General features: G+C 73.6%; 15 protein-coding genes, 1 tRNA gene and 1 riboswitch. Of the genes, 7 read left to right on the forward strand and 9 right to left on the reverse strand.

What is annotated here, in order from left to right; translation table 11 throughout:
- Positions 1-141 precede the first annotated feature (141 nt).
- Complete coding sequence (locus ACIO9K_RS04935) at positions 142-1,206, forward strand: EamA family transporter (protein WP_363619484.1); 1,065 nt, start codon at positions 142-144, stop codon at positions 1,204-1,206.
- Between the two features lie 46 nt (positions 1,207-1,252).
- Here the strand turns inward: ACIO9K_RS04935 and ACIO9K_RS04940 are convergent, their stop codons facing one another.
- The 6 genes from ACIO9K_RS04940 to ACIO9K_RS04965 all read right to left on the reverse strand — a co-directional run bounded on the left by ACIO9K_RS04940 (position 1,253) and on the right by ACIO9K_RS04965 (position 7,639).
- On the reverse strand, positions 1,253-2,038 hold the full coding sequence (locus ACIO9K_RS04940; RefSeq protein ID WP_400327141.1) for a pyridoxal 5'-phosphate synthase: 786 nt from the start codon (positions 2,036-2,038) through the stop codon (positions 1,253-1,255).
- A gap of 457 nt (positions 2,039-2,495) precedes the next feature.
- Positions 2,496-2,825, reverse strand: a complete 330-nt coding sequence (locus tag ACIO9K_RS04945) for a hypothetical protein (protein WP_363579777.1) — start codon at positions 2,823-2,825, stop codon at positions 2,496-2,498.
- A gap of 426 nt (positions 2,826-3,251) precedes the next feature.
- Entirely contained in the window at positions 3,252-4,616 is a 1,365-nt protein-coding gene (locus tag ACIO9K_RS04950; protein ID WP_363619483.1) for an FAD-linked oxidase C-terminal domain-containing protein, read from the reverse strand.
- Between the two features lie 111 nt (positions 4,617-4,727).
- Positions 4,728-5,555, reverse strand: a complete 828-nt coding sequence (locus tag ACIO9K_RS04955) for a MerR family transcriptional regulator (protein WP_400327143.1) — start codon at positions 5,553-5,555, stop codon at positions 4,728-4,730.
- 118 nt (positions 5,556-5,673) lie between these two features.
- Positions 5,674-5,761, reverse strand: a tRNA-Ser gene (locus ACIO9K_RS04960).
- Between the two features lie 63 nt (positions 5,762-5,824).
- On the reverse strand, positions 5,825-7,639 hold the full coding sequence (locus ACIO9K_RS04965; RefSeq protein WP_400327145.1) for a S1C family serine protease: 1,815 nt from the start codon (positions 7,637-7,639) through the stop codon (positions 5,825-5,827).
- Between the two features lie 311 nt (positions 7,640-7,950).
- A riboswitch (TPP riboswitch) is annotated at positions 7,951-8,098 on the forward strand.
- Between ACIO9K_RS04965 and ACIO9K_RS04970 the strand changes: the two genes are divergently transcribed.
- From ACIO9K_RS04970 to ACIO9K_RS04985, 4 genes are all read left to right on the forward strand, one after another.
- On the forward strand, positions 8,091-9,548 hold the full coding sequence (locus ACIO9K_RS04970) for a purine-cytosine permease family protein (protein WP_400327147.1): 1,458 nt from the start codon (positions 8,091-8,093) through the stop codon (positions 9,546-9,548). (Overlaps the previous riboswitch by 8 nt.)
- Before the next feature lie 79 nt (positions 9,549-9,627).
- Positions 9,628-10,452, forward strand: a complete 825-nt coding sequence (locus tag ACIO9K_RS04975) for a glycerophosphodiester phosphodiesterase family protein (RefSeq protein ID WP_400327149.1) — start codon at positions 9,628-9,630, stop codon at positions 10,450-10,452.
- A 305-nt stretch (positions 10,453-10,757) separates the two neighbouring features.
- Complete coding sequence (locus ACIO9K_RS04980; protein WP_363579783.1) at positions 10,758-11,300, forward strand: ATP-binding protein; 543 nt, start codon at positions 10,758-10,760, stop codon at positions 11,298-11,300.
- Between the two features lie 106 nt (positions 11,301-11,406).
- Positions 11,407-12,390 carry a DUF5926 family protein gene (locus ACIO9K_RS04985; protein ID WP_400327151.1) on the forward strand — a complete coding sequence of 328 codons (984 nt, stop codon included), beginning with the start codon at positions 11,407-11,409 and terminating at the stop codon, positions 12,388-12,390.
- A gap of 206 nt (positions 12,391-12,596) precedes the next feature.
- Here the strand turns inward: ACIO9K_RS04985 and ACIO9K_RS04990 are convergent, their stop codons facing one another.
- Entirely contained in the window at positions 12,597-13,274 is a 678-nt protein-coding gene (locus ACIO9K_RS04990; RefSeq protein ID WP_363619479.1) for a bifunctional DNA primase/polymerase, read from the reverse strand.
- 613 nt (positions 13,275-13,887) lie between these two features.
- Between ACIO9K_RS04990 and ACIO9K_RS04995 the strand changes: the two genes are divergently transcribed.
- Positions 13,888-15,324, forward strand: coding sequence for a PP2C family protein-serine/threonine phosphatase (locus ACIO9K_RS04995; RefSeq protein ID WP_363619478.1), 1,437 nt, complete (start codon positions 13,888-13,890; stop codon positions 15,322-15,324).
- A gap of 136 nt (positions 15,325-15,460) precedes the next feature.
- A complete protein-coding gene (locus tag ACIO9K_RS05000) occupies positions 15,461-16,960 on the forward strand; it encodes an aminopeptidase P family protein (protein ID WP_363579787.1) in 1,500 nt (499 codons plus the stop codon).
- Between the two features lie 52 nt (positions 16,961-17,012).
- Here ACIO9K_RS05000 and ACIO9K_RS05005 read toward each other — a convergent pair whose 3' ends face one another.
- Together ACIO9K_RS05005 and ACIO9K_RS05010 are read right to left on the reverse strand one after the other, a co-directional pair.
- Positions 17,013-18,461, reverse strand: coding sequence for a hypothetical protein (locus ACIO9K_RS05005; RefSeq protein WP_400327154.1), 1,449 nt, complete (start codon positions 18,459-18,461; stop codon positions 17,013-17,015).
- Positions 18,458-19,132 (reverse strand): SigE family RNA polymerase sigma factor, encoded by a 675-nt coding sequence (locus tag ACIO9K_RS05010; RefSeq protein WP_363619476.1) that lies wholly within the window; start codon positions 19,130-19,132, stop codon positions 18,458-18,460. Before ACIO9K_RS05010 ends, ACIO9K_RS05005 begins: the two co-directional genes overlap by 4 nt.
- Positions 19,133-19,277: the final 145 nt, after the last annotated feature.

Here is a 19,277-nt window from a genome sequence, read left to right on the forward strand (position 1 = left end):
ACTGACGGACCATCGGACGAATGCGGCAACCACGCCGGACGCACCGGGGGAGCCCACCCTTTCGGCCGTACCCGTCCGCATCCGTCCCGATAATTGTAACGAGCTTGCCCGTTCATCACTCCTTACGGCAAACTCGCCCATATGCCCACCTCCCCTCCCAGCGAAACCACCGCCCCGATGCCGGCTGCCGCCGTCGCCGAGGCGCTTGCCATGCCGCCCGCCCCCCAGGGCGAGCCCGCCGGCGAGCGGGGCAGCTGGCGACGAGGCGGGGCACCCGGCTCCACGGCACCGCCCGACGCGCCCCCCGGCCGGCCCACCGGCCGACTCCCGAAGGTCCTGCGGCGCCCGGAGAGGATCCCGGCGCCGCTTCTCTGTCTGACCGCGATGTTCCTGGTGCAGACCGGGATCGCCCTGTCCAAGCCGCTGTTCGGCCCGCTCGGGGTCAGCGGCACCACCTTCCTGCGGCTGGGCTTCGCGGCGGTCATCCTGCTCGCCGTCACCCGGCCCCGGCTCCGGGACAAGCGCCCGCGCGACCTCGCCGCGGCGGCCCTGCTGGGCGTGGCCTCGGCCGGGATGACCTTCCTGTTCGCCGGGGCGATCGACCGGCTGCCGATGGGCACCGCCGCGACCATCGAGTTCCTCGGCCCGCTCGCGGTCGCCCTGGTCTTCGCCCGGCGTGCCAGCCACCTGCTCTGGGCGCTGCTCGCCGCCGGCGGCGTCGTCCTGCTGACCCTGCTCGGCGAGGGCGGCGACGGGGGCGGGCTCGACCCGGTCGGACTCCTCTACGCCTTCGGGGCGGCCGCCTGCTACGCCGCGTACATCCTGTTCACGGACAAGGTCGGCGCCGCCTTCCAGGGCTTCCAGGGCCTGGCGGTGTCGATGACGGTCGGCGCGCTCGCCCTGGCGCCGTTCGGACTCGGCCAGGCCTGGGACGGGCTGACCGCGCCCGGCGCCTCGCCGCCGGGGCTGCTGGCCGCGGTGGCCGGGGTGTCGCTGCTGCTGCCGGTGATCCCGTACGCGCTGGAGATGACCGCGCTGCGGCGGATGCCGCAGCGGGTGTTCAGCGTGCTGGTCAGTCTGGAGCCGGCGGTCAGCGCGCTGGTCGGCCTGGTGGTGCTCGGCCAGCTGCTGGGCGTGCCGCAGCTGGCCGGGATCGGCTGTGTGGTGGCGGCCAGCGTGGGAGCCACGCTGACCGGGCGGCGGTAGGGCAGCACGGTCGGTCCAAGGGCCGGGCCCTTGGACCGTCAGGTCGTCACGGCCACAGCAGGGTGCGCGACCACTCCGGGGTCCGGACCGGTCCGGTGCGGGTGTAGCGCAGCCGGACGTGCCGGCGCTGCGCGTCGCCCTGCCAGTACTCCACCTCGTGCGCCCACAGGGTGTAGACCGCGTGCCCGGCCGCGACGGCGTCCGGGGTGGCCTCCAGGCGGCGGCGGGCGACGGCGACGGCCTCGTCGTACTCGGCGAGCGAGGCCATCGGCTCGCTCTGCCGCCCGACCAGCGCACCGACCCGGGCGTCCGGGGAGCGGGTGGCGAACTCGGCGGCGGCGACCAGGTCGGCGGCCCGCTCGACGGTGCCGCGGACCCGTACCTGGCGGCCCAGCTGGGGCCAGTAGACGGTCAGCGCGGCGGCCGGGTGGTCGGCCAGCTGGCGGCCCTTGGGGCTGTCGGCGGCGGCGGAGAAGACCCAGCCGGTGCCGGCCGCGTCGACGTCGCGCAGCACCAGCACCCGGGCGTCCGGCAGGCCGTCCGCGTCGACCGTGGAGAGGGTGACCACCTGCGGGTCCGGCACGCCGGCGGCCAGCGCGGTGGCGAGCCAGTCCACGAACAGCGGGCCGGGCTCGGCGGGCGCGGCCTCGGCCTCGAAGGTCGGCAGCGGGCGGGCCATCGGCGGGCGGCCGAGCAGCAGCTCGGGCACGGACTTCGGCTCGGGCCGGTGCTCCGCCGGCTCCCGGCGGGCGTCCGGCCCGGATCGCGGATCCGGCTCCGGTGCAGGCCAGGCCTCGCCCGGGCCGGTCAGGCCCTCCTCCTCCGCCGCCATCGCGCGCCCTCTCCTCCGGTTGCCGCGGTCGCCGCCCCGGCCGGGCCGTCCTTCCCGGGCCCGGGCACGTGGTGCGCTGTCGGAGCGCAACCGTACCGCCGAACACCGACGGCTCCGGGCGCGGGCCCTCGCTGGACGCGTCCGGGCCGTCCGGGCCTGCCTCGACGGGCGGTCCCGGGCGGTCCCGGGCGATGTCGGCGGCGACGGGCAGCCGGCGACGAGCGGGCCCGGGCGGTTCGCTCCCGGCTCCGGACGCACTCGTGGGCGGTGCCGATGGCGGCACCGCCCACGAGGCCGGCTTCACGGTGACCCTTTCCGCTGGCCGGTCATGCGCTGTTCTGATCCGCGCCCGGGCGGGGATTCCGCCCGGAGACTGGTTCGAGCCCCTCCACGAGTGCTCAGCTCACCCGCGGCCGCCCACCTCCGGCGCCCCCGCCGTCGGTGGTGCCCGATCGGATCAGTGGAAGATCGGGGCGAACACGACGTTGATGTTCTTGTTGGACTGCCCGGCCAGGATGGTGCCCGCGTTGTCCTTCACCGCGAGGGTGTTGTTCTGGTTCGAGGCACCCGTCCCGGTGGCGGTCTGCTGGGTGGAGATGTAGTTGCCGTCGACCCCGCCGAACACGTTGCCCGTGCCGACGTTGGACACCACGCCGGCGTTGGAGCCGGCACCGGCGCCCGCACCGTTGTCGGCGGCCGCAGCGCCGGCGCCGGCCAGCAGCAGGCCGGCCGCGAGCGGGGCGGCGAGCAGGAGTCCGGCCACCCGGCGGGTGTGGATGCGAGCCATGAGAGCCTCCAAGAAGCTGTAAATCGTGCAATTGTCGAGCAGGGGGTGCGGGAGTTCGCCGGCCAGACGAACACCTGCGGGCTGCGACGCCGAGAGACAGACTTCCGCAACAAATCGACAAAGCACTAGTCGGCGAAGCAGTTTTCGCCCGTTAGCGTGATATCCACCCGGGCTGCGCATAACGGACCGAAAATCGGACAGTGCGCCGACACACCCCTATCGAGCTGGCACTTTGACCGGGCGATGACCTCCTGGAAGGCCCTCCAGGCAGGGCGCTCCGCCGTCACACGAACCACCAGGCGCACCACCCCGGCGCAGGGAAATCAGGAAACGCGCCCCCGAAAAGTTCGACCACCCTCCCATGTCGACTTTTCCAGCCATTCCCAGACCATCGGAAAGTCGTACTGGAATATGGGAGAAATAACATCACACCATCTTGCCCGGGTTCATGATTCCCAGCGGATCGAAGACCGCCTTCAGCTGTCGCTGGAGGTCCAGCGCGACCGGCCCCAGCTCGCGCGCCAGCCAGTCCCGCTTGAGCAGCCCCACCCCGTGCTCCCCGGTGATCGTGCCGCCCAGCTCCAGCCCCAGCGCCATGATCTCGTCGAAGGAGCGCTGCGCCCGCGCCGCCTGCTCCTCGTCCGAGCCGTCGAAGATCACGATCGGGTGGGTGTTGCCGTCCCCGGCGTGGCTGACCACCCCGATGGTCAGCGCGTGCCGCTCGGCGATCAGCGCCACGCCGTTCAGCATCTCGGCCAGCCGGGAGCGCGGCACCGCCACGTCGTCGATCATCGTGGTGCCCAACCGGTCCAGCGCGGGCAGTGCCAGTCGCCGGGCCTCCAGCAGCAGCTGCGACTCCGCCTCGTCCTCGGCCGGCACCACCTCGGTCGCCCCGGCCGCCCGGCAGAGCTCCGCCACCCGCGCCAGCCCGGCCTCCCGGTCCGGCCCGTCGAAGGCCACCAGCAGCAGCGCCCGGGTCGTCTCCGGCAGCCCCATCCGCCCCAGGTCGTTGACCGCCCGCACGCTGACCGCGTCCATCAGCTCCATCAGCGACGGGGTCAGGCCGCACGCCATCACCTCGCAGACGGCCGCGCCCGCCGCGTCCGCGCTCGGGAACTCCGCCGCCAGCGCCAGCTGCGGCGCCGGCGCGGGCCGCAGCGCGAGCACCGCCCGGACCACCACGCCCAGCGTGCCCTCCGAGCCGACCAGCAGCCGGGTCAGGTCGTACCCGGCCACGCCCTTGGCCGTCCGGCGCCCGGTGGACAGCAGCCGCCCGTCCGCCAGCACCACGTCCAGGCCGAGCACGTACTCGCTGGTGACGCCGTACTTCACGCAGCAGAGCCCGCCCGCGCCGGTGCCGATGTTGCCGCCGATCGTGCAGGACTCCCAGCTGGACGGGTCCGGCGGGTACGACAGGCCCAACTCACCGGCTGCTCGCGAAAGTTCGGCGTTCACCACGCCGGGCTCGACCACCGCGATCCGGTTCACCGGGTCGAGCTCCAGGATCCGGTTCAACTTCACCATCGACAGCACGATGCAGCCGTCCACGGCGTTCGCCGCCCCCGACAGCCCGGTCCGCGCCCCCTGCGGCACCACCGGCACCCGCAGCGCGGTGGCGGTGCGCAGCACGTGCTGCACCTGCTCGACCGTCTCCGGGAACACCACCACGGCGGGCGCACCGGCGGCGCAGAAGCCGGCCATGTCGTGGCGGTAGGCGGCGGTCACGTCCGGATCCACCACCACCGCCCCGGCCGGAAGGCCCTGCGCCAGTCGGTCCGTCAGGTCACCCATCGCCGCCTCCACTCGCCGCCAGCCGCCTCCACCGCACTCTGCCCGCCCGCCGGAGGCCGGGCAAGTGGGCCCCCGGCGGATCTGCGGGCGTGGGCCCCGGCCGGACCGGGCCTACCGGCGGACCACCGGCTCCTGGAACTCCGTGACCCACCGCGCCGGGTCGTCCGGGCACTCCAGGTAGAGCTCCCGGGCGTAGCCGGCCGAGCGGTAGCCGTTCGCGTCGATGAAGCGGGCCAGCTCCTGGAAGCTCCCCATCGCCTCGTCCATCGAGCCGCGGTGCACGACCGTCACCGCCTCCTCGATCGGCGGCAGGTCGAGCACCGCGAAGCCGTACCGGCCCGGCTCCACCGCCGGCCCGACCGGGACGGCCACCCGGATCAGCACCGTGCCCTCGCCCTCCGGCACGTCCTCGTACCGGGCGACGGACGGGCCCGCCTCGGCGATCCCGGCCTCGGCCAGCCGCCGGCACAGCTCCGCGAACAGCGGGCCGATCACCGGCCCGATGTCCTCCGGCTGGTAACTCGCGGCCACCGCGGTCAGTTCGGCCACCCGGACGGACGGCACCCGCTTCAGTACGACGTCGTGTGCGGACATGGTCCCCTCGCTCTCGATCGTCCGGAGCCTCGCCTCCACCCGGGTCAGCCGCTGCTCGTCCGCGGCGATCGCCTCGGCGAGTTGGGCCCGGCGCAGCCGCAGCATCCCGCGCAGTTCGGCCGCGTCCACCTGCTCGTCCAGGACGGCCCGCACCTGCTGCAGCGTGAAGCCGAGCTCCTTGAGCGCGATCACCCGGTTGAGCCGGGCGAGTTGGGACGCCTCGTAGGACCGGTACCCGCTGACCGGGTCCACCCTGGCGGGCCGCAGCAGCCCGATCGCGTCGTAGTGGCGCAGCATCCGCACCGACACCCGGCCGTGGCTGGCGAAGTCTCCGATGTTCAACATGGTGCCCCCACTCCACCCCCTGCCACCGTGTCAGGGTCAACCCCCGCCCGCCGAAAACGCGGAAGGCGGGTGCCGAGTGATCTCGGCACCCGCCCTGAGCAGGTGGTTCTCCAACCAGCGGAGAGCGTGGGATTCGAACCCACGGTACGGGGTCACCGCACGACAGTTTTCAAGACTGTTCCCTTAGGCCGCTCGGGCAGCTCTCCAGGCGGAGGTCAGCCTAACGGGTCCGGCGGGGTTCGGTGCACACCGTTTCGTGCGGGTGGGGGTCAGCTGTCGCCGTCCCGCTGGCCGAGGGTGACCTTGGTGTTGAACTGCTGGCCGTTGCGGGTGTACTCGACGTCGACGGTCTCGCCGGGCTTGTGCGTCCAGATCCGGCTGACCAGGGCGGGGCCGTTGTCGATCGGCACTCCGCCGAGCTTGGTGATGACGTCGCCCGGCTTGAGACCGGCCTTGTCTGCGGCGCCGCCGGGGGTGACGGCCGGCTGGCCCTGGATGTCGCGGGTCTGGATCTGCGCGCCGTCGCCCTTGTAGTCGTCGTTGCGCAGCACGTCGAGCTTGGCGTAGACCGGCTTGCCGGTCTTGATCAGGGTGTCGGCGACCCACTTGGCCTGGTTGATCGGGATGGCGAAGCCGAGGCCGATGCTGCCGGCCCGGCCGTTGGCGGAGGCGTTGGACTGGATCGCCGAGTTGATGCCGATCACCGAGCCGCTGGAGTCGAGCAGCGGGCCGCCGGAGTTGCCGGGGTTGATCGAGGCGTCGGTCTGCAGGGCGTTCATGTAGGAGGACTGGCCGCCGGTCTCGTCGCCGGAGGCGACCGGGCGGTCCTTGGCGCTGACGATGCCGCTGGTGACGGTGGACTCCAGGCCGTACGGCGCACCGATCGCGACGGTGGCGTCACCGACGTTGACCTTGTCGGAGTCGGCCAGCGGAAGCGGGGCCAGCTTGCTCTTCGGCGGGTTGTCGATCTTGACCACGGCGACGTCGTAGCCCTCGGCGTGGCCCAGCACGGACGCGTTGTAGGACGTGCCGTCGGCGAACTTGACCGTCAGTTTGCCGCCGTTGAGGGTCGGCGCGACCACGTGGTTGTTGGTGAGGATGTGGCCCTCGGTGTCGAAGACGAAGCCGGTGCCGGTGCCGGACTCGCCGTTGCCCTGCGCCTTGATGGTGACGACGCTGGGCAGCGCCTTCTGCGCGATGCCGGCGATCGAGCCGGGGGCGGGCTCGTTCTTCTGGGTGTTGCTGGCCTGGACGGTGGTGCTGCGGTGGTCGTCGGCGCTGTTGGTGCTGTCGTTGCGGTCCGCGACGGTCACGCCGAGCGCACCGCCGGCCACGCCGGCGACCAGCGCGACGGCGGCGATCAGGGCGACCAGGCCGCCGCGCTTCTTGCGCGGGCCGCCGGGGCCGCCGGGGTAGTCGGCCGGGTAGCCGAGCGGTCCGGCCGGGCCACCCGGGTAGCCCGCGCCGCCGCCGGCGTCGTGGGAGGCACCCCAGCCGCCGAGCGGCTGGCCGGCGCCGAACGGGTGGTGGCCGGGCGCGGGGTGCGCGGCGGGCGCGCCGGGGGCGGCCGGGGTGCCGTACGGGTCGTGCGGGCCGGCGGCGGGGACGCCGTGGGCCGGGGTGGCGTACGGGTTGGCACCCGGCGGCAGGGCCGGGCTCTCGGCGACGGGTGCGACGGGTGCCGCCGGCGCGGCCGGGACCGGCGGGGCGGGCGGCAGGACCGGCGGCGGCGCGTCGATGTAGCCGGTGGCGGCGTCGACCGGGGCGGCCGGTGCGTCGACGACCTGCGCGGCCGGGGCCTGCGGGGGCGCCTCCGGCGCGGGGACCTTGGTGAAGGCCACGGTGGGCTGGTACCCGCCCTCGGCCGGACCGCCCTCGGCCGCAACGCCCTCCGTCGGCGCCGCCTCAGCCGGTGCGGCCTCGGCGGCCGGAGCGGCCCCGGGCTCGGGGACCCGGCCGAAGGCCAGTGTCGGCTGGTGCCCGCCCGAGGCGTGGCCGTCGGAAGCGGGAACAGCCGCCGCCTGGCCGCCCGAGGGCTGCTCCCCCTGCGGCCCGGTGGGCCCAACCTCGCGCTCGGTGCTCACGAACGACCTCCATAGCTGACAGAACCAAGGACCATAGTTTTTCGTACTGCCGATTCGTTTGCCGTAAGGACCCCTCTGAATAACTCATAAGAATCCTTAGCCGCCGCCGACAGCCGGGCCGCCGACCAGGCTGTCCTGCGCCGACGACCGACCGACGACCGACCGACGACCGAGCGACGAGCAAGTCGACGGCCGAACCGAAGACCAGGCCGACGACCGGAGGCTCCCCACCTCCGCCGGGCGTCCCGCGATGCGGGCCGCACACCCCGTGGCCTTGGCGTTCACCCCCGGGCCGGTTAGCCTGTCGCTCACAACTGACACGCGGGAGCTTGGACCATCCAGGCTGAGAGTGCGCTGGTCGACCGTACGCCACGGGATCGTGGGCGGACCGTCGAGGGGGCGCAGACCGCCGGAACCTGTCCGGGTAATGCCGGCGTAGGGAGTATCGGCCATGTCGCCTGCTTCGCCATCCTCTTCTTCGGACGCGCCCGCGTCCAAGGGTTTCCCCGAACCGTCCCCGACCGCTCACGGCGGTGACAGCGGTCACGCGGGCCCCACCGGCACGGCGACCGCCGTCCTGGAGCGCCCGGAGCGTGCCGAGGCGCCGCTCGTGCTGGACACGGAGCCGCCGCGCACGCTGCGCTTCCGGGACCACTTCGCGCTCTGGATGAACCTGGGCGTCAGCCTGATCGGCTTCTCCACCGCCGCGACCGTGCTCGGCGCCAAGGGCGGCGAGCTGTCGCTGGCCGCCGCGGTGACCGCGATCGTGGCCGGCACCGTGGTCGGCACCGCGATGCTCGGCGTGGCCGCGCTGATCGGGGCCCGTACCGGCGCGCCCGCGATGGCGAACCTGCGCGGGCTGTTCGGCACCCGGCTGTCGTACGTCCCGACGGTGCTGAACATCGTCCAGTGCGTCGGCTGGGGCGTGTTCGAGCTGCTGACGATCGCGGCGGGCGCGCAGACCGTCGCCCACACCGACGGCTACCGCTGGCTGTTCGTGCTCCTGGCGGGCGCGCTGACCACCGCGCTGACCATCTGGCCGCTGGGCTCGATCGCGGTGCTGCGCCGCTTCGTGGCCGGTGCGGTCGCCGTCGCGATGGTGTACTTCACCGTCCAGCTGGGCCGCCAGGGGGTGCCCGACCCGGGCGCCGGCAACTGGCACGGCTTCCTGGGCGCCACCGACGCGATGATCGCGGTGTCGATCTCCTTCGTCCCGCTGGCCGCCGACTACACCCGGCACTCGCGCACCGCACGCTCGGCGTTCTGGGGCAGCTTCTCCGGCTACACGATCGCCCAGGTCTGGTGCTACGTGCTCGGCCTGATGGCCCTGCTGCAGTCCGACGGCGACCCGAACAAGATCTTCGACTCCTTCCTCGGCGTCTGGGCCGGCTGGCTGTTCCTGCTGGTGCTGGTGCTGCGCGAGACGGACCAGTCCTTCGCCAACGTGTACTCGACCGCGATGTCGGTGCAGAACCTGCTGCCGAAGGTGGACCGCCGGGTGCTGACCGGCGGGATCGGCCTGCTGATCACCGTGCTGGCACTGCAGATCGACAAGTTCACCGACACCTACACCAACTTCCTCGGTCTGATCGGCTCGGTCTTCGTGCCGCTGCTGGCGGTGCTGGCGGTGGACTACTTCTTCGGCGCCGGCCGGTACGGCTGGAACCTCTCCGCCGACGCGCCCTCGCGCCGCCTGATGCTGCTGCCGTGGGTGCTGGGCTTCGCGGTCTACCAGTTCATCGCGCCGACCGCGGTGGCCGGCTGGTGGACGGACTTCTGGACCTCCGCGCAGGACGCCCTGCACTTCACCCCGCAGGAGTGGACGTCCGCCTCGCTGTTCGCCTTCCTGGTGCCCGCACTGGTCACCTGGGGGCTCACCCCGCTGACCCGCAGGGCGGCGCTGAGCTGACCGACCGACACCGAAGACGGCCCCGCGGATTGGGGCCGTCTTCGCCTGCGCGTCACTTCCGCCGCCTATCGTGGGGCCCGTGACCAGCACAGACCCGTCCTCGACGGCGGCGCGCACCACGCCGCCCGTCCAGGTGATCGCCCACCGCGGTTCCTCGCACGCCCTGCCCGAGCACACCCTGGCGGCGTACCGGCGCGCGCTCGACGAGGGCGCGGACGCGGTCGAGTGCGACGTCCGGCTGACCGCCGACGGCGAGCTGGTCTGCGTGCACGACCGCCGGATCGGCCGGGTCTCCAACGGCCAGGGCACCGTCTCGGCGATGACGCTGGCCGAGCTGGAGGCGTACGACTTCGGCGGCTGGAAGACCGGCCGCCCCAGCACCGACCCCGAGCTGCGCGGCGTGCTGCGGCTGGAGCGGCTGCTGGAGCTGGTGGTGGACTGCGGCCGCCCGGTGGACCTGGCGATCGAGACCAAGCACCCGGTGCGCTACCGCGGCCGGGTGGAGGCCGAACTGCTGCGGACGCTCGAACGCTTCAAGATCGGCGCGAGCCGGGAGGGCGAGCGCCCCTCGGCCCGGATCATGAGCTTCTCCTCGGTGGGGCTGAACCGGGTGGCGGCCTCGGCGCCGGAGTACCGGCGGGTGTTCCTGTTCGAACGGACCCTGCCGCTGCTCGGCCGGCTGCGCCCGGGCTCCCCGCTGCCGGGCGGGGCTCGGATCGCCGGACCGGGCATCGACCTGGTGCGGGCCCGCCCTCAGCTGGTGACGCGGCTGCGCGAGCTGGGGCACGAGGTGCACGTGTGGACCGTGGACGAACCGGCCGACGTGGAACTGTGCCTGGAGCTCGGGGTGTCCGCGATCATCACCAACCGGCCCGCCGAGGTCCTGGCGCAGATCGGCCGGTGATCCGGCGTCGGACGGCGGGCCGCCCGCGAATCCACCCGCAAAGCCCGGACACAACCTGATCGTTCTGGTCGGCAGTCAAACCTTCCGGGCCCGTTATTGCCGGAATTCATGCGCCGGGGCGACGCACGGTGAGCACGGAATGACCTCGGGTCCACCCTCGGTCGCAATCACTTGAAATGTCCTCGCGGGATCGTCCGGCGGTCGTTTCCGACGCATTACCAAGGGGCATCTCTCCCTCGGCATACGCTGAAGGAGGTCCGGGGGTGGCGTTGATGGTGGCGCGTGAAGTGCCGGCTTCATCGACCATGGCAGTGCCGCACGGCCCGGCGAGTGTCGGGGTCGCACGGCGCCGACTGCGTCGAGATCTCGGCGACCGGGAGATACCGGAGCCGGTCGTTGATGATGCCGTACTGATCCTTTCCGAACTGCTGAGCAACGCCTGTCGGTACGCCCGTCCGCTCGGCCCGCTGCGGGCCCTGGGGCGCGGCGCCCGGGCCGAGGTGGTGGACCAACTGCTGGTCGGCGTCCCCTCCGGGGCGCATTCCGCCACGGGCGGCCGGGAGCGCGAGGAGCACGGGAGCGGAACGGACGGCGGCGTGCTGGTCCGCTGGCAGCTGCACGCCGACGGCGTGCTCACCCTGGAGGTCACCGACGGCGGCGCGACCACCCGGCCGCTGCCCGCCGGCCCCTCGCTGACCTCGCGCGGCGGTCGCGGCCTGAACATCGTCGACCAGCTGGCCAGCGACTGGGGCGTGCGCGACGCGCCCGGCGAGGTGACGGTCTGGGCGGCGCTGCCCGCCCGGGCCCGGCACGCCCGGCGCACCGGTGGTGACGCCCGCAGCGCCTGAACCGACGCGCGCTCCCCACCCGTCCGCCCGGCGTGTGCCCGCGCGCCGGGGGAACGTCAGTAGGCTGCCCGGAGCAAAGGACCACCGTTCCCGGGAGAGCCGCACCATGGGCAAGAAGGCCGCCAAGAAGGCGCCGCAGCGTCAGTCCACCACCGCCGTCGCGGGCGAGGTCCCCGTGGTGGGGGCCCGCGAGAACTGCCCCTGCGGTTCGGGCCGCCGGTACAAGGCCTGTCACGGCCGGGAGGCCTCGCACGCGGTGCAGGAGCTGGTGCACCGCCCGTTCGAGGGCCTGTCGGGCGAGGCCGACTGGGTCGCGCTGCGCGAGCTGGTGCCCGCCGCCACGGTGCCGCTGACGCTGGCCGCCGGGGTGGCCGAGGGCGCCACCGGCGAGGTCCCGTCGGTGACCCTGGCCACCGTGCTGCCGCTGGCCTGGCCGGCCCTGCGCCGCCAGGACGGCTCCATCCTGCTCGGCCTGCAGACCCAGTCCTCCTCCGGCGACCTCAGCCGCGACCTCGCGGACGCCCTGGAGCTGGCGCTGGCCACCGAGCCGGGCAACCCGGTGCCGTCCCGCCGGACCGAGGCGGGCGGACGCCGGCTCCAGGACCTGCTGGACGTCACCGCCGCGTTCACGCCCGCCGTGCACACCGGCTTCGAGTTCTGGCTGGAGGACGCCGAGACCGCGACCGGCGAGGTCGCCGCCTCCCTGGAGCGCGCCAACGCCTCGGCCATCCCGACCGAGAAGCTGGCGAGCGCCGACGCCGCCTACTGGTGCGGCACCCCCGACAAGAACCACCTGCGCTGGGTGATGACCGTGCCCGAGGAGCGGCTGCTGGACGCGCTGGCCCGGCTCAGCGCCGCCGACCAGTCCTCGCTCGGCCCGGACACCCGCCTGGTCGGCTCGTTCCGCGCGCACGGCCTGACCGTCCCGGTCTGGGACCTCCCGCTCGCCATGACCGCCGCCGACTGCGAGAAGCCGGCCGCCGAGTTCGCCGAGCGGCTGGCCTCGGTGCTCACCGACGAGACCCCGTTGACCGCCGAGGAGCGGCGTGCCCGCGCGAACCTGGTGAACCGTCAGGTCACCTTGAACTAAAGCGCCCGGGATCCGGGTGATACGCGTCACATTGTCGCCATGAAGCCGCAATTTCCGGGCTGGCAGGGCGTCTTGGAAATTGGCGCGGGCGCGGATCCTTGTTACTGTCTAAAGAGTCCGGCCGCTGGTGCATCCCCCGTCGCCAGCGGCCGGATCTTTTGTTTTCCGCGGGGCCCCGACGAGCGGCCCGGGAACGGACCGGCGGATCAGTACGCCGAGCGACCGCTGTCCAGCCGGACCGTCGCCTCCACCAACTCGCCCAGCAGCGGCCCGACCTGCGGCAGCCACACGCCGCCGTCGGCGTCCGGGCGCGGGGCCAGCACCCAGCGCACCCGACCGGCCGCTCCACCGGGCGGCAGCGGCAGGAAGCCGTCCACCCCGTGATAGCGCAACGAGCCTGGCACCCAAGGGAGTTGAGAGAGCATCTCGCCGAGCGCGTCCAGCGAGTACGGGGCCACCAGCAGCGCGTACCGGCCCGGCATCGCCAGCACCGGACCGAGCGGCAGCCGCAGCGCGCCCAGGTAGACCAGCGCCCGGGCGCCGGCCGCCGCCGGCAGGCTGACCGCCGAGACCACCGAACCGGTGGCGGCCAGCACCGGAGCGTCCGGGCTCTGCCGCTCCCACCACCAGCGCACCATCCGGGCGTCCGTGGTGGCGGCCAACAGCGACGGGTCGTGCGGGTGCGCGCCCGGCACGACGCAGTCCTGGTCGCCGCAGGAGCACTGACCGCCGCGCAGGACGGCCCCGGGCACCACGGGCCAGCGGTGGTCGACGGCGGCCGTCAGGGCCGCGGCGAGCCGGGCAGGGCGCTGACGTGCGACGTCGTCCTGGACGGGGTGGTGGGGAGTGGCGGGCGGACACGGATCTTTCGGGTTCTCACGCATGGCGCTCGTTCCTTTCCCTGACCGCTCGGTTCGCTCCGGCCCGTCGGCACCGCCGGGACTCGTCACGCGGACCCGCGGTGGCACGGCCCCGGCGGCGCGAAGGGGGGCGGGCGGCATGGCGGGCGGCGCGGCGACGACGTGGATCACGGTGTGGAGCACGACATGAGAAGGGCCGCGCACTGAAACAGCCCCTGGAACGAGAATCCCGTATGCGACCGGATGGACGCCGCCCGGGCGCGCTTGGTTCCACCGTACGAGTGAGAGACTTCCGGCCAGCCCGGGTCCCGGGCGGCGCGGGCATACGATCCGGACGGCCGCCGGGTCCGTCCCCTCCGTTCTGCCCGCTCCCGGTCCCCTCCATGCCTCCCGACCGGACCGGCGCGCGCCCAGGCCGTACGCGCCCCCCGACCGGGTCTCGCGGATGTGGAACAGGCCACCGCGTCGTCCTGGATCTGGACATGCCCCAAATGGCCTGTGTAGAAGTGGTGGCATTGCTGTCGATCAATGACGAGTAGTAGCGAATCGAGGCGAAACGCGCCCTTTGGCCGTCATCGCTCCACACCGGCCGTACCTGGGGGTTCCGCATGGCACGTAGCACGTCAGGAGTGGCGGCATGACCGAGTCCCACCCGTCGTCGTCGACACCCTCCGAGCCGGGCGAGCCCGGCAGCGCCGGCGGGCTGACCGTCCTCGACCCACCGGGCTTCCCCGGCCCCGCCGACGCGCAGGACGGCGCGGCGGACGTCCGCACGGCACCGGCCGCCGGAGTGCAGGACCGTTTGGCCGGACGACTGTCCGATTTCGCCAGCCTGCACCGGCACACCGAACAGCTCGCCCGCGCCCGCGGCCTCGCCGCCACCCTGGACACCGTCCTCGCCTCCGGCGCCGCCCTGCTCGGCGCCCGACGCGGCGTCCTGGTCACCCGGATGCCCGGCGGCAGGCCCGGCCAGCCCGTCGGCCTCGGCCTCGACCGCGCCAGCCTCGGCGCGCTGGAGACCGTCCCGCCCGAGCAGAGCCTGCTCGCCAGACTGCTGCGCGAACAGGACCGGCCCGAACGGCTGCACTCCCCCGACCTCGCCGAGGACCCGGCCACCGGCGCCCGGCTGCGCGAACTCGCCACCCAGCTCGGCCTCGGCGGCTGCTACGGCCTGCCGCTCGCCACCGAGGAGGACGGCCCGCTCGCCGCCGCCCTCTGGTTCTACGACGAGCCCGCCGAACCCACCGAGCGCCAGCGCGAGCTCGCCCACCGCTACGCCGCGATCGCCGCCCCGCTGCTCGCCAAACAGCTGGAGGCGGACAAGGTCCGGCGCACCACCGAGGCGCTGCGCCGCGGCCTGCTGCCCGACCGGCTCCCCCAGCCCGCCGGCCTGCGGCTGGCCGCCCGGATCCTCCCGGCCGGCCTGGACCGCTCCTGCGGCAGCGACTGGTACGACGCCATCCCGCTGCCGGACGGCACCGTCGGCCTCACCGTCGGCTCCGTCTCCGGCGACGGCCCCGGCGCGGGCCCCGGCTCCGCCCCCGGCGCGGCCGCCGCGATGGGCAGGATCCGGGCCGCGCTGCGCGCCTACGCCGTCCTGGAGGGCGAGGACCCGGTCTCCGTCCTCGGCGACCTGGAACTCCTGCTCAAGACCACCGAGCCGGCCCGCACCGCCACCGCCGTCTACGCCTGGGTGGAACCCGAGGAGCGCCGGATCACCCTGGCCGGCGCCGGCCACTGCCCGCCCGTCCTGGTCGGCCGGCACGGCGCCGAGTTCGTGGAGACCTCGCTCTCCGCCCCGCTCGGCATGCTGGCCTGCTGGGAGGCCCCCGGCGTCGAGCTCACCGCCGACCGCGGCGACACCCTGCTGCTCTACACCGAGGGGCTGGCCCGCCGCTGCGGCCCGACCCTGCACGCCGGCCAGGCCAACCTGCGCCGGGCCGCCGCCGACGCCCCGCGCGACGTGCGGATCGACCCGGACCGGCTCTGCGCCCACCTGCTGGCCGTCTGCCCCGACCCCGGACCCGGACCGGCCACCGACGACCTGCTGCTGCTCGCGGCCCGCTTCGAATAGCCGCCCCGAACAGTCGTCCCGACCCCGAACGGGCGAGCGGCCGGGCGTCCGTACCATGGACGCACGGCCGCCCGCGCGTGTCGCGATCCGACACTCCCCCGAGGGGCGGCGGTACCACCCCAAGGAGGCGTTACACGTGACCGAGGACCGCACGCCCGCAGTGGCCGAGAACCCCGAAGCCGACGGCGGCGACGAGCCGCAGCAGTTCAAGGGCCGCAAGAACGGCCTGTACGGCGAGGTCTCCGACGAGCTGGCCGCCTCGATGAAGACCGGCTGGGCCGACACCGAGCTGCACGGCCTCGTCCCGGTCGCCCAGGCCCCGTACGCGGCCGAGCGCCGCGCCCGGCTCTCCGCCGCCTACCCCGGCGAGCGGCTGGTCGTCCCGGCCGGCAACCTGCGGGTGCGCTCCAACGACACCGACTACAGCTTCCGCGCCGCCAGCGAGTACGTGCACCTCACCGGCGACCAGACCGAGGACGCCGTGCTCGTCGCCGAGCCCACCGGCGACGCCGGCCACGAGTTCGCCCTCTACCTGCTGCCCCGCTCCGACCGCGAGAACGGCGAGTTCTGGCTGGACGGCTACGGCGAGCTGTGGGTAGGCCGCCGGAACAGCCTGGGCGAGCAGGAGCAGCTGCTCGGCCTGCCGGCGCGCGACGTGCGCAAGGCCGCCGAGGAACTGGCCGGGCGCACCAAGGACTCCGCGGTGCCCACCCGGATCGTCCGCGGCTACGACGCCGGCCTGGAGGACACCCTGGCCGACGTGCTGGACGCCGACCGGGACGCCGAGTTCAAGGAGTTCCTGAGCGGCCTGCGGCTGGTCAAGGACGAGTGGGAGGTCGGCGAGCTGCGCGCCGCCTGCGACGCCACCGTCAACGGCTTCACCGACGTGGTCCGCGAGCTCGGCCAGGCCGTCGCCACCTCCGAGCGCTGGATCGAGGGCACCTTCTGGCGCCGCGCCCGGGTCGAGGGCAACGACGTCGGCTACGGCACCATCGCCGCCGCCGGCCCGCACGCCACCACGCTGCACTGGGTCCGCAACGACGGCGACGTCCGCCCCGGCGAGCTGCTGCTGCTGGACGCCGGCGTCGAGACCCACACCCTCTACACCGCCGACGTCACCCGCACCCTGCCGATCGACGGCCGCTTCAACGACCTCCAGCGCAAGATCTACGACGCCGTGTACGACGCCCAGGAGGCCGGCATCGCCGCGGTGAAGCCCGGCGCCCGCTTCCGCGACTTCCACGACGCCTCGCAGCGCGTGCTCGCCGAGCGCCTGCTCGCCTGGGGCCTGCTGGACGCCTCGGCCTACGACGTCGAGAAGGTCCTGGAGCTGGGCCTCCAGCGCCGCTGGACCCTGCACGGCACCGGCCACATGCTCGGCCTCGACGTCCACGACTGCGCCCACTCGCGCCGCGAGGAGCACGCCGACGCGCTGCTGGTGCCCGGCATGGTCCTCACCGTCGAGCCCGGCCTGTACTTCCAGCAGGACGACCTGACCGTGCCGCAGGAGTACCGCGGCATCGGCGTCCGGATCGAGGACGACATCCTGGTCACCGCCGACGGCAACGAGAACCTCTCGGCCGGCCTGCCGCGCCGCGCCGACGAGGTCGAGGCCTGGATGGCCTCGCTGGCCTGAGCCACCCTCCGGGGGCCCGGCCTCCCCGTGGCGGGGAGGCCGGGCCCCCGTGTCACTTGGTGATCTTGAGCGAGACAACCTCGTTGCCGAGACCCGTGAGGGTTCCTCCCGTGTAGGGAAGGACGGCCCGCGTCATCACCCACAGTGGCCCGAGGCCGTGTCCGGCATCGATCGTCATCCGGTACTTGACCGTTCGGCTCTGCCCTGGAGCCAGGGGGAAGAGCGACTCGGGATCCGCCGTCGCGTAGTCCATCGCGCTTCCTCGCGTGAGCGGCTTTTCCTTCCAGGTGGCACCGTCGAGACGCTCGAGCTTGCCCGCGTTCAGCGACACCACATCCACCGGCGTGTCCACGGGCCACTCGGTGTAGACCAAGGGCTCCACCTGGGCGAAATTCGTCGGACTGTTGTTCTTGTAGGTCACCGAGAAGGTGACGGCCGGACTTCCCGCCTTCAGCTCCTGAACGCCCGTGAAGCCGCCCACGGTGATATCGATGTCGTTCTCGTGGTACTTCACCGGCGGCGCCTGGCGGCCGCTCAGGTCGAGGGTGTTGACGATCGTCATCAGTCCGGGCTGGTAGTCGGCCTTGAGGCCGATCGCCGAGACGGACACGAAGTCCTTCGGCAGGGCCCACATCTGGGCCGTGAAGGCGTCGCCGCCGCAGTTGATCTGCCACTGCGACTTGCGTGCGGCACGGCCTGCCACGGTGGGTGTGCTCCTGGTCGGGCCGACACTGTCGATCTGTCCGTTCCTGGTGAGCGTGGGGGAGTAGGACCACGCCGGGCACCAGGGCTGCGTGGACCAGCCGCTCTCGGAATCCAGGTCGGGCAGCCTCGGCCAGAGCTGCGACTCCTGGTCCGTGACCGTCAGAAGCACGCCGTGCGGCAGGCAGTCCCCGGCCGTCGCGTCCTGCGGAGCGCTCGGGCTCAGGATGCAGAGGGTGTTGGCGGAAGGATCCGGATTGACGGCCCGCCAACCTGGCGGGATCTTGAACTTGACGCCCCGGAAGGGGTAGGTCGTCCCGGCCGGCGCGGTGCTGGCCGGGGTGGTGGCGGGGGCGGTGGGCGGCGCCGTCGTCCGGGTGCCGGCCGACGTCGGGTCGGAGAGGGGGGCCCCGGTCTCCGGGTCGGCGGCGGGGCTGCCGGTGTCCGGCGAGGTGGCCGTGGGGGTCGGGGCGGCGGTCGGCTCGGGGGTCGGGCTCGGCGAGGTCGTCATGGTGGCGGCCGGTGGGGGGACGTCCTTCCTGGCCAGCGGGTCGCCGTGGAAGGTGAGCAGGCCGATCGCCAGGGAGGCGGCCAGCGCGAAGACCGGCACGGCGGTCAGGTAGACCGGGCGCAATCGCCACACCCGGCCGCGCGGCGGTTGCGCCGGGCGCAGGTCGTGCGCGGTGATCAGCGAGGCGCGGGCGTTCATCGCCTCGCGCAGCAGCCGTTCGGTCGCCGTCTCGGCCGGCCCGTCACCGTCTCGGCCTCCGCTCTCGCGGCCGGGGAGCTTGTCGGTCATCGAACCTTCTCCAGATGCTTTTCCAAGGCGTCCAGGGCCCGGCTGGCGGTGGACTTCACGGCGCCCCGGGACAGCCCCAGGGTCTCGGCGATCCGCGCCTCCGACAGGTCGGACCAGTAACGCAGCACCAGCACCTCGCGCTGGCGGGCGGTCAGCTCCTGCATGGCCGCGAGCACCCGCCGGTGCTCGTCGTTGAGCACCGCGTGGTCCTCCGCGGAGGCGGCGTCGGGCTCGTGCGGCGGGACGTACTCGCGGGCGGTCTTCCGGCGGCGCAGCACCGACCGGGCGCCGTTGACCACCGCGGTGCGCAGGTAGCCGAGCGCGTTGTCGAGGTCGTCCAGGTGCTCGCCGTACCGCTGGTAGAGCTGGGTGAAGGCCTCCTGGACGACGTCCTCGGCCAGGTCCTGGTGGTCGACCAGGAGGACGGCCATCCGCACCAGGCCCAGCCGGTGGACGTGGTACAGGTCGGTCAGGGTGGGCCGGTCCTCCGTGGGCTTGCGCCCGCCGCGCAGCAGCCGGAAGCCGGAGCGGCGCTGCGCCGCCTGCTCGTCGCCCGGGCCGGCGGGCACCTCGCCGGCCTCCTGCGCGCCGAACAGCACGGCGACCACTCCGCGAACGGAGAAACCGCGCCCCCTCGTCGGCCCGGCGATCGGCCCGATGGCCATGGACATGCGCGTTTCCGCTTTCCCCCGGGACGGTGGCGGCTCTCGCCGGACCGTCAGGACTCCTGATCAAGATCGTGACCGGGGAGATCCTGACAGCCGCCCTCGGCCCGACTCTCTCCGCCCCGTACCAATGGACGTGTGGCCGGGGTGG

The sequence above is a fragment of the Kitasatospora sp. NPDC087271 genome (genome assembly GCF_044744605.1).
In the GTDB taxonomy this organism is placed as follows: Bacteria; Actinomycetota; Actinomycetes; order Streptomycetales; family Streptomycetaceae; genus Kitasatospora.

Excerpts from the sequence above, each read along its gene's own strand:
- ACIO9K_RS04995 (WP_363619478.1), top strand. The coding sequence starts at position 13,888 with ATGACCGAGTCCCACCCGTCGTCGTCGACACCCTCCGAGCCGGGCGAG.
- ACIO9K_RS04980 (WP_363579783.1), top strand. The coding sequence starts at position 10,758 with ATGGCAGTGCCGCACGGCCCGGCGAGTGTCGGGGTCGCACGGCGCCGA.
- ACIO9K_RS04990 (WP_363619479.1), bottom strand. The coding sequence starts at position 13,274 with ATGCGTGAGAACCCGAAAGATCCGTGTCCGCCCGCCACTCCCCACCAC.
- ACIO9K_RS04985 (WP_400327151.1), top strand. The coding sequence starts at position 11,407 with ATGGGCAAGAAGGCCGCCAAGAAGGCGCCGCAGCGTCAGTCCACCACC.
- ACIO9K_RS04945 (WP_363579777.1), bottom strand. The coding sequence starts at position 2,825 with ATGGCTCGCATCCACACCCGCCGGGTGGCCGGACTCCTGCTCGCCGCC.
- ACIO9K_RS05005 (WP_400327154.1), bottom strand. The coding sequence starts at position 18,461 with ATGACCGACAAGCTCCCCGGCCGCGAGAGCGGAGGCCGAGACGGTGAC.
- ACIO9K_RS05010 (WP_363619476.1), bottom strand. The coding sequence starts at position 19,132 with ATGTCCATGGCCATCGGGCCGATCGCCGGGCCGACGAGGGGGCGCGGT.
- ACIO9K_RS04970 (WP_400327147.1), top strand. The coding sequence starts at position 8,091 with ATGTCGCCTGCTTCGCCATCCTCTTCTTCGGACGCGCCCGCGTCCAAG.
- ACIO9K_RS04950 (WP_363619483.1), bottom strand. The coding sequence starts at position 4,616 with ATGGGTGACCTGACGGACCGACTGGCGCAGGGCCTTCCGGCCGGGGCG.
- ACIO9K_RS04955 (WP_400327143.1), bottom strand. The coding sequence starts at position 5,555 with ATGTTGAACATCGGAGACTTCGCCAGCCACGGCCGGGTGTCGGTGCGG.
- ACIO9K_RS04940 (WP_400327141.1), bottom strand. The coding sequence starts at position 2,038 with ATGGCGGCGGAGGAGGAGGGCCTGACCGGCCCGGGCGAGGCCTGGCCT.
- ACIO9K_RS04935 (WP_363619484.1), top strand. The coding sequence starts at position 142 with ATGCCCACCTCCCCTCCCAGCGAAACCACCGCCCCGATGCCGGCTGCC.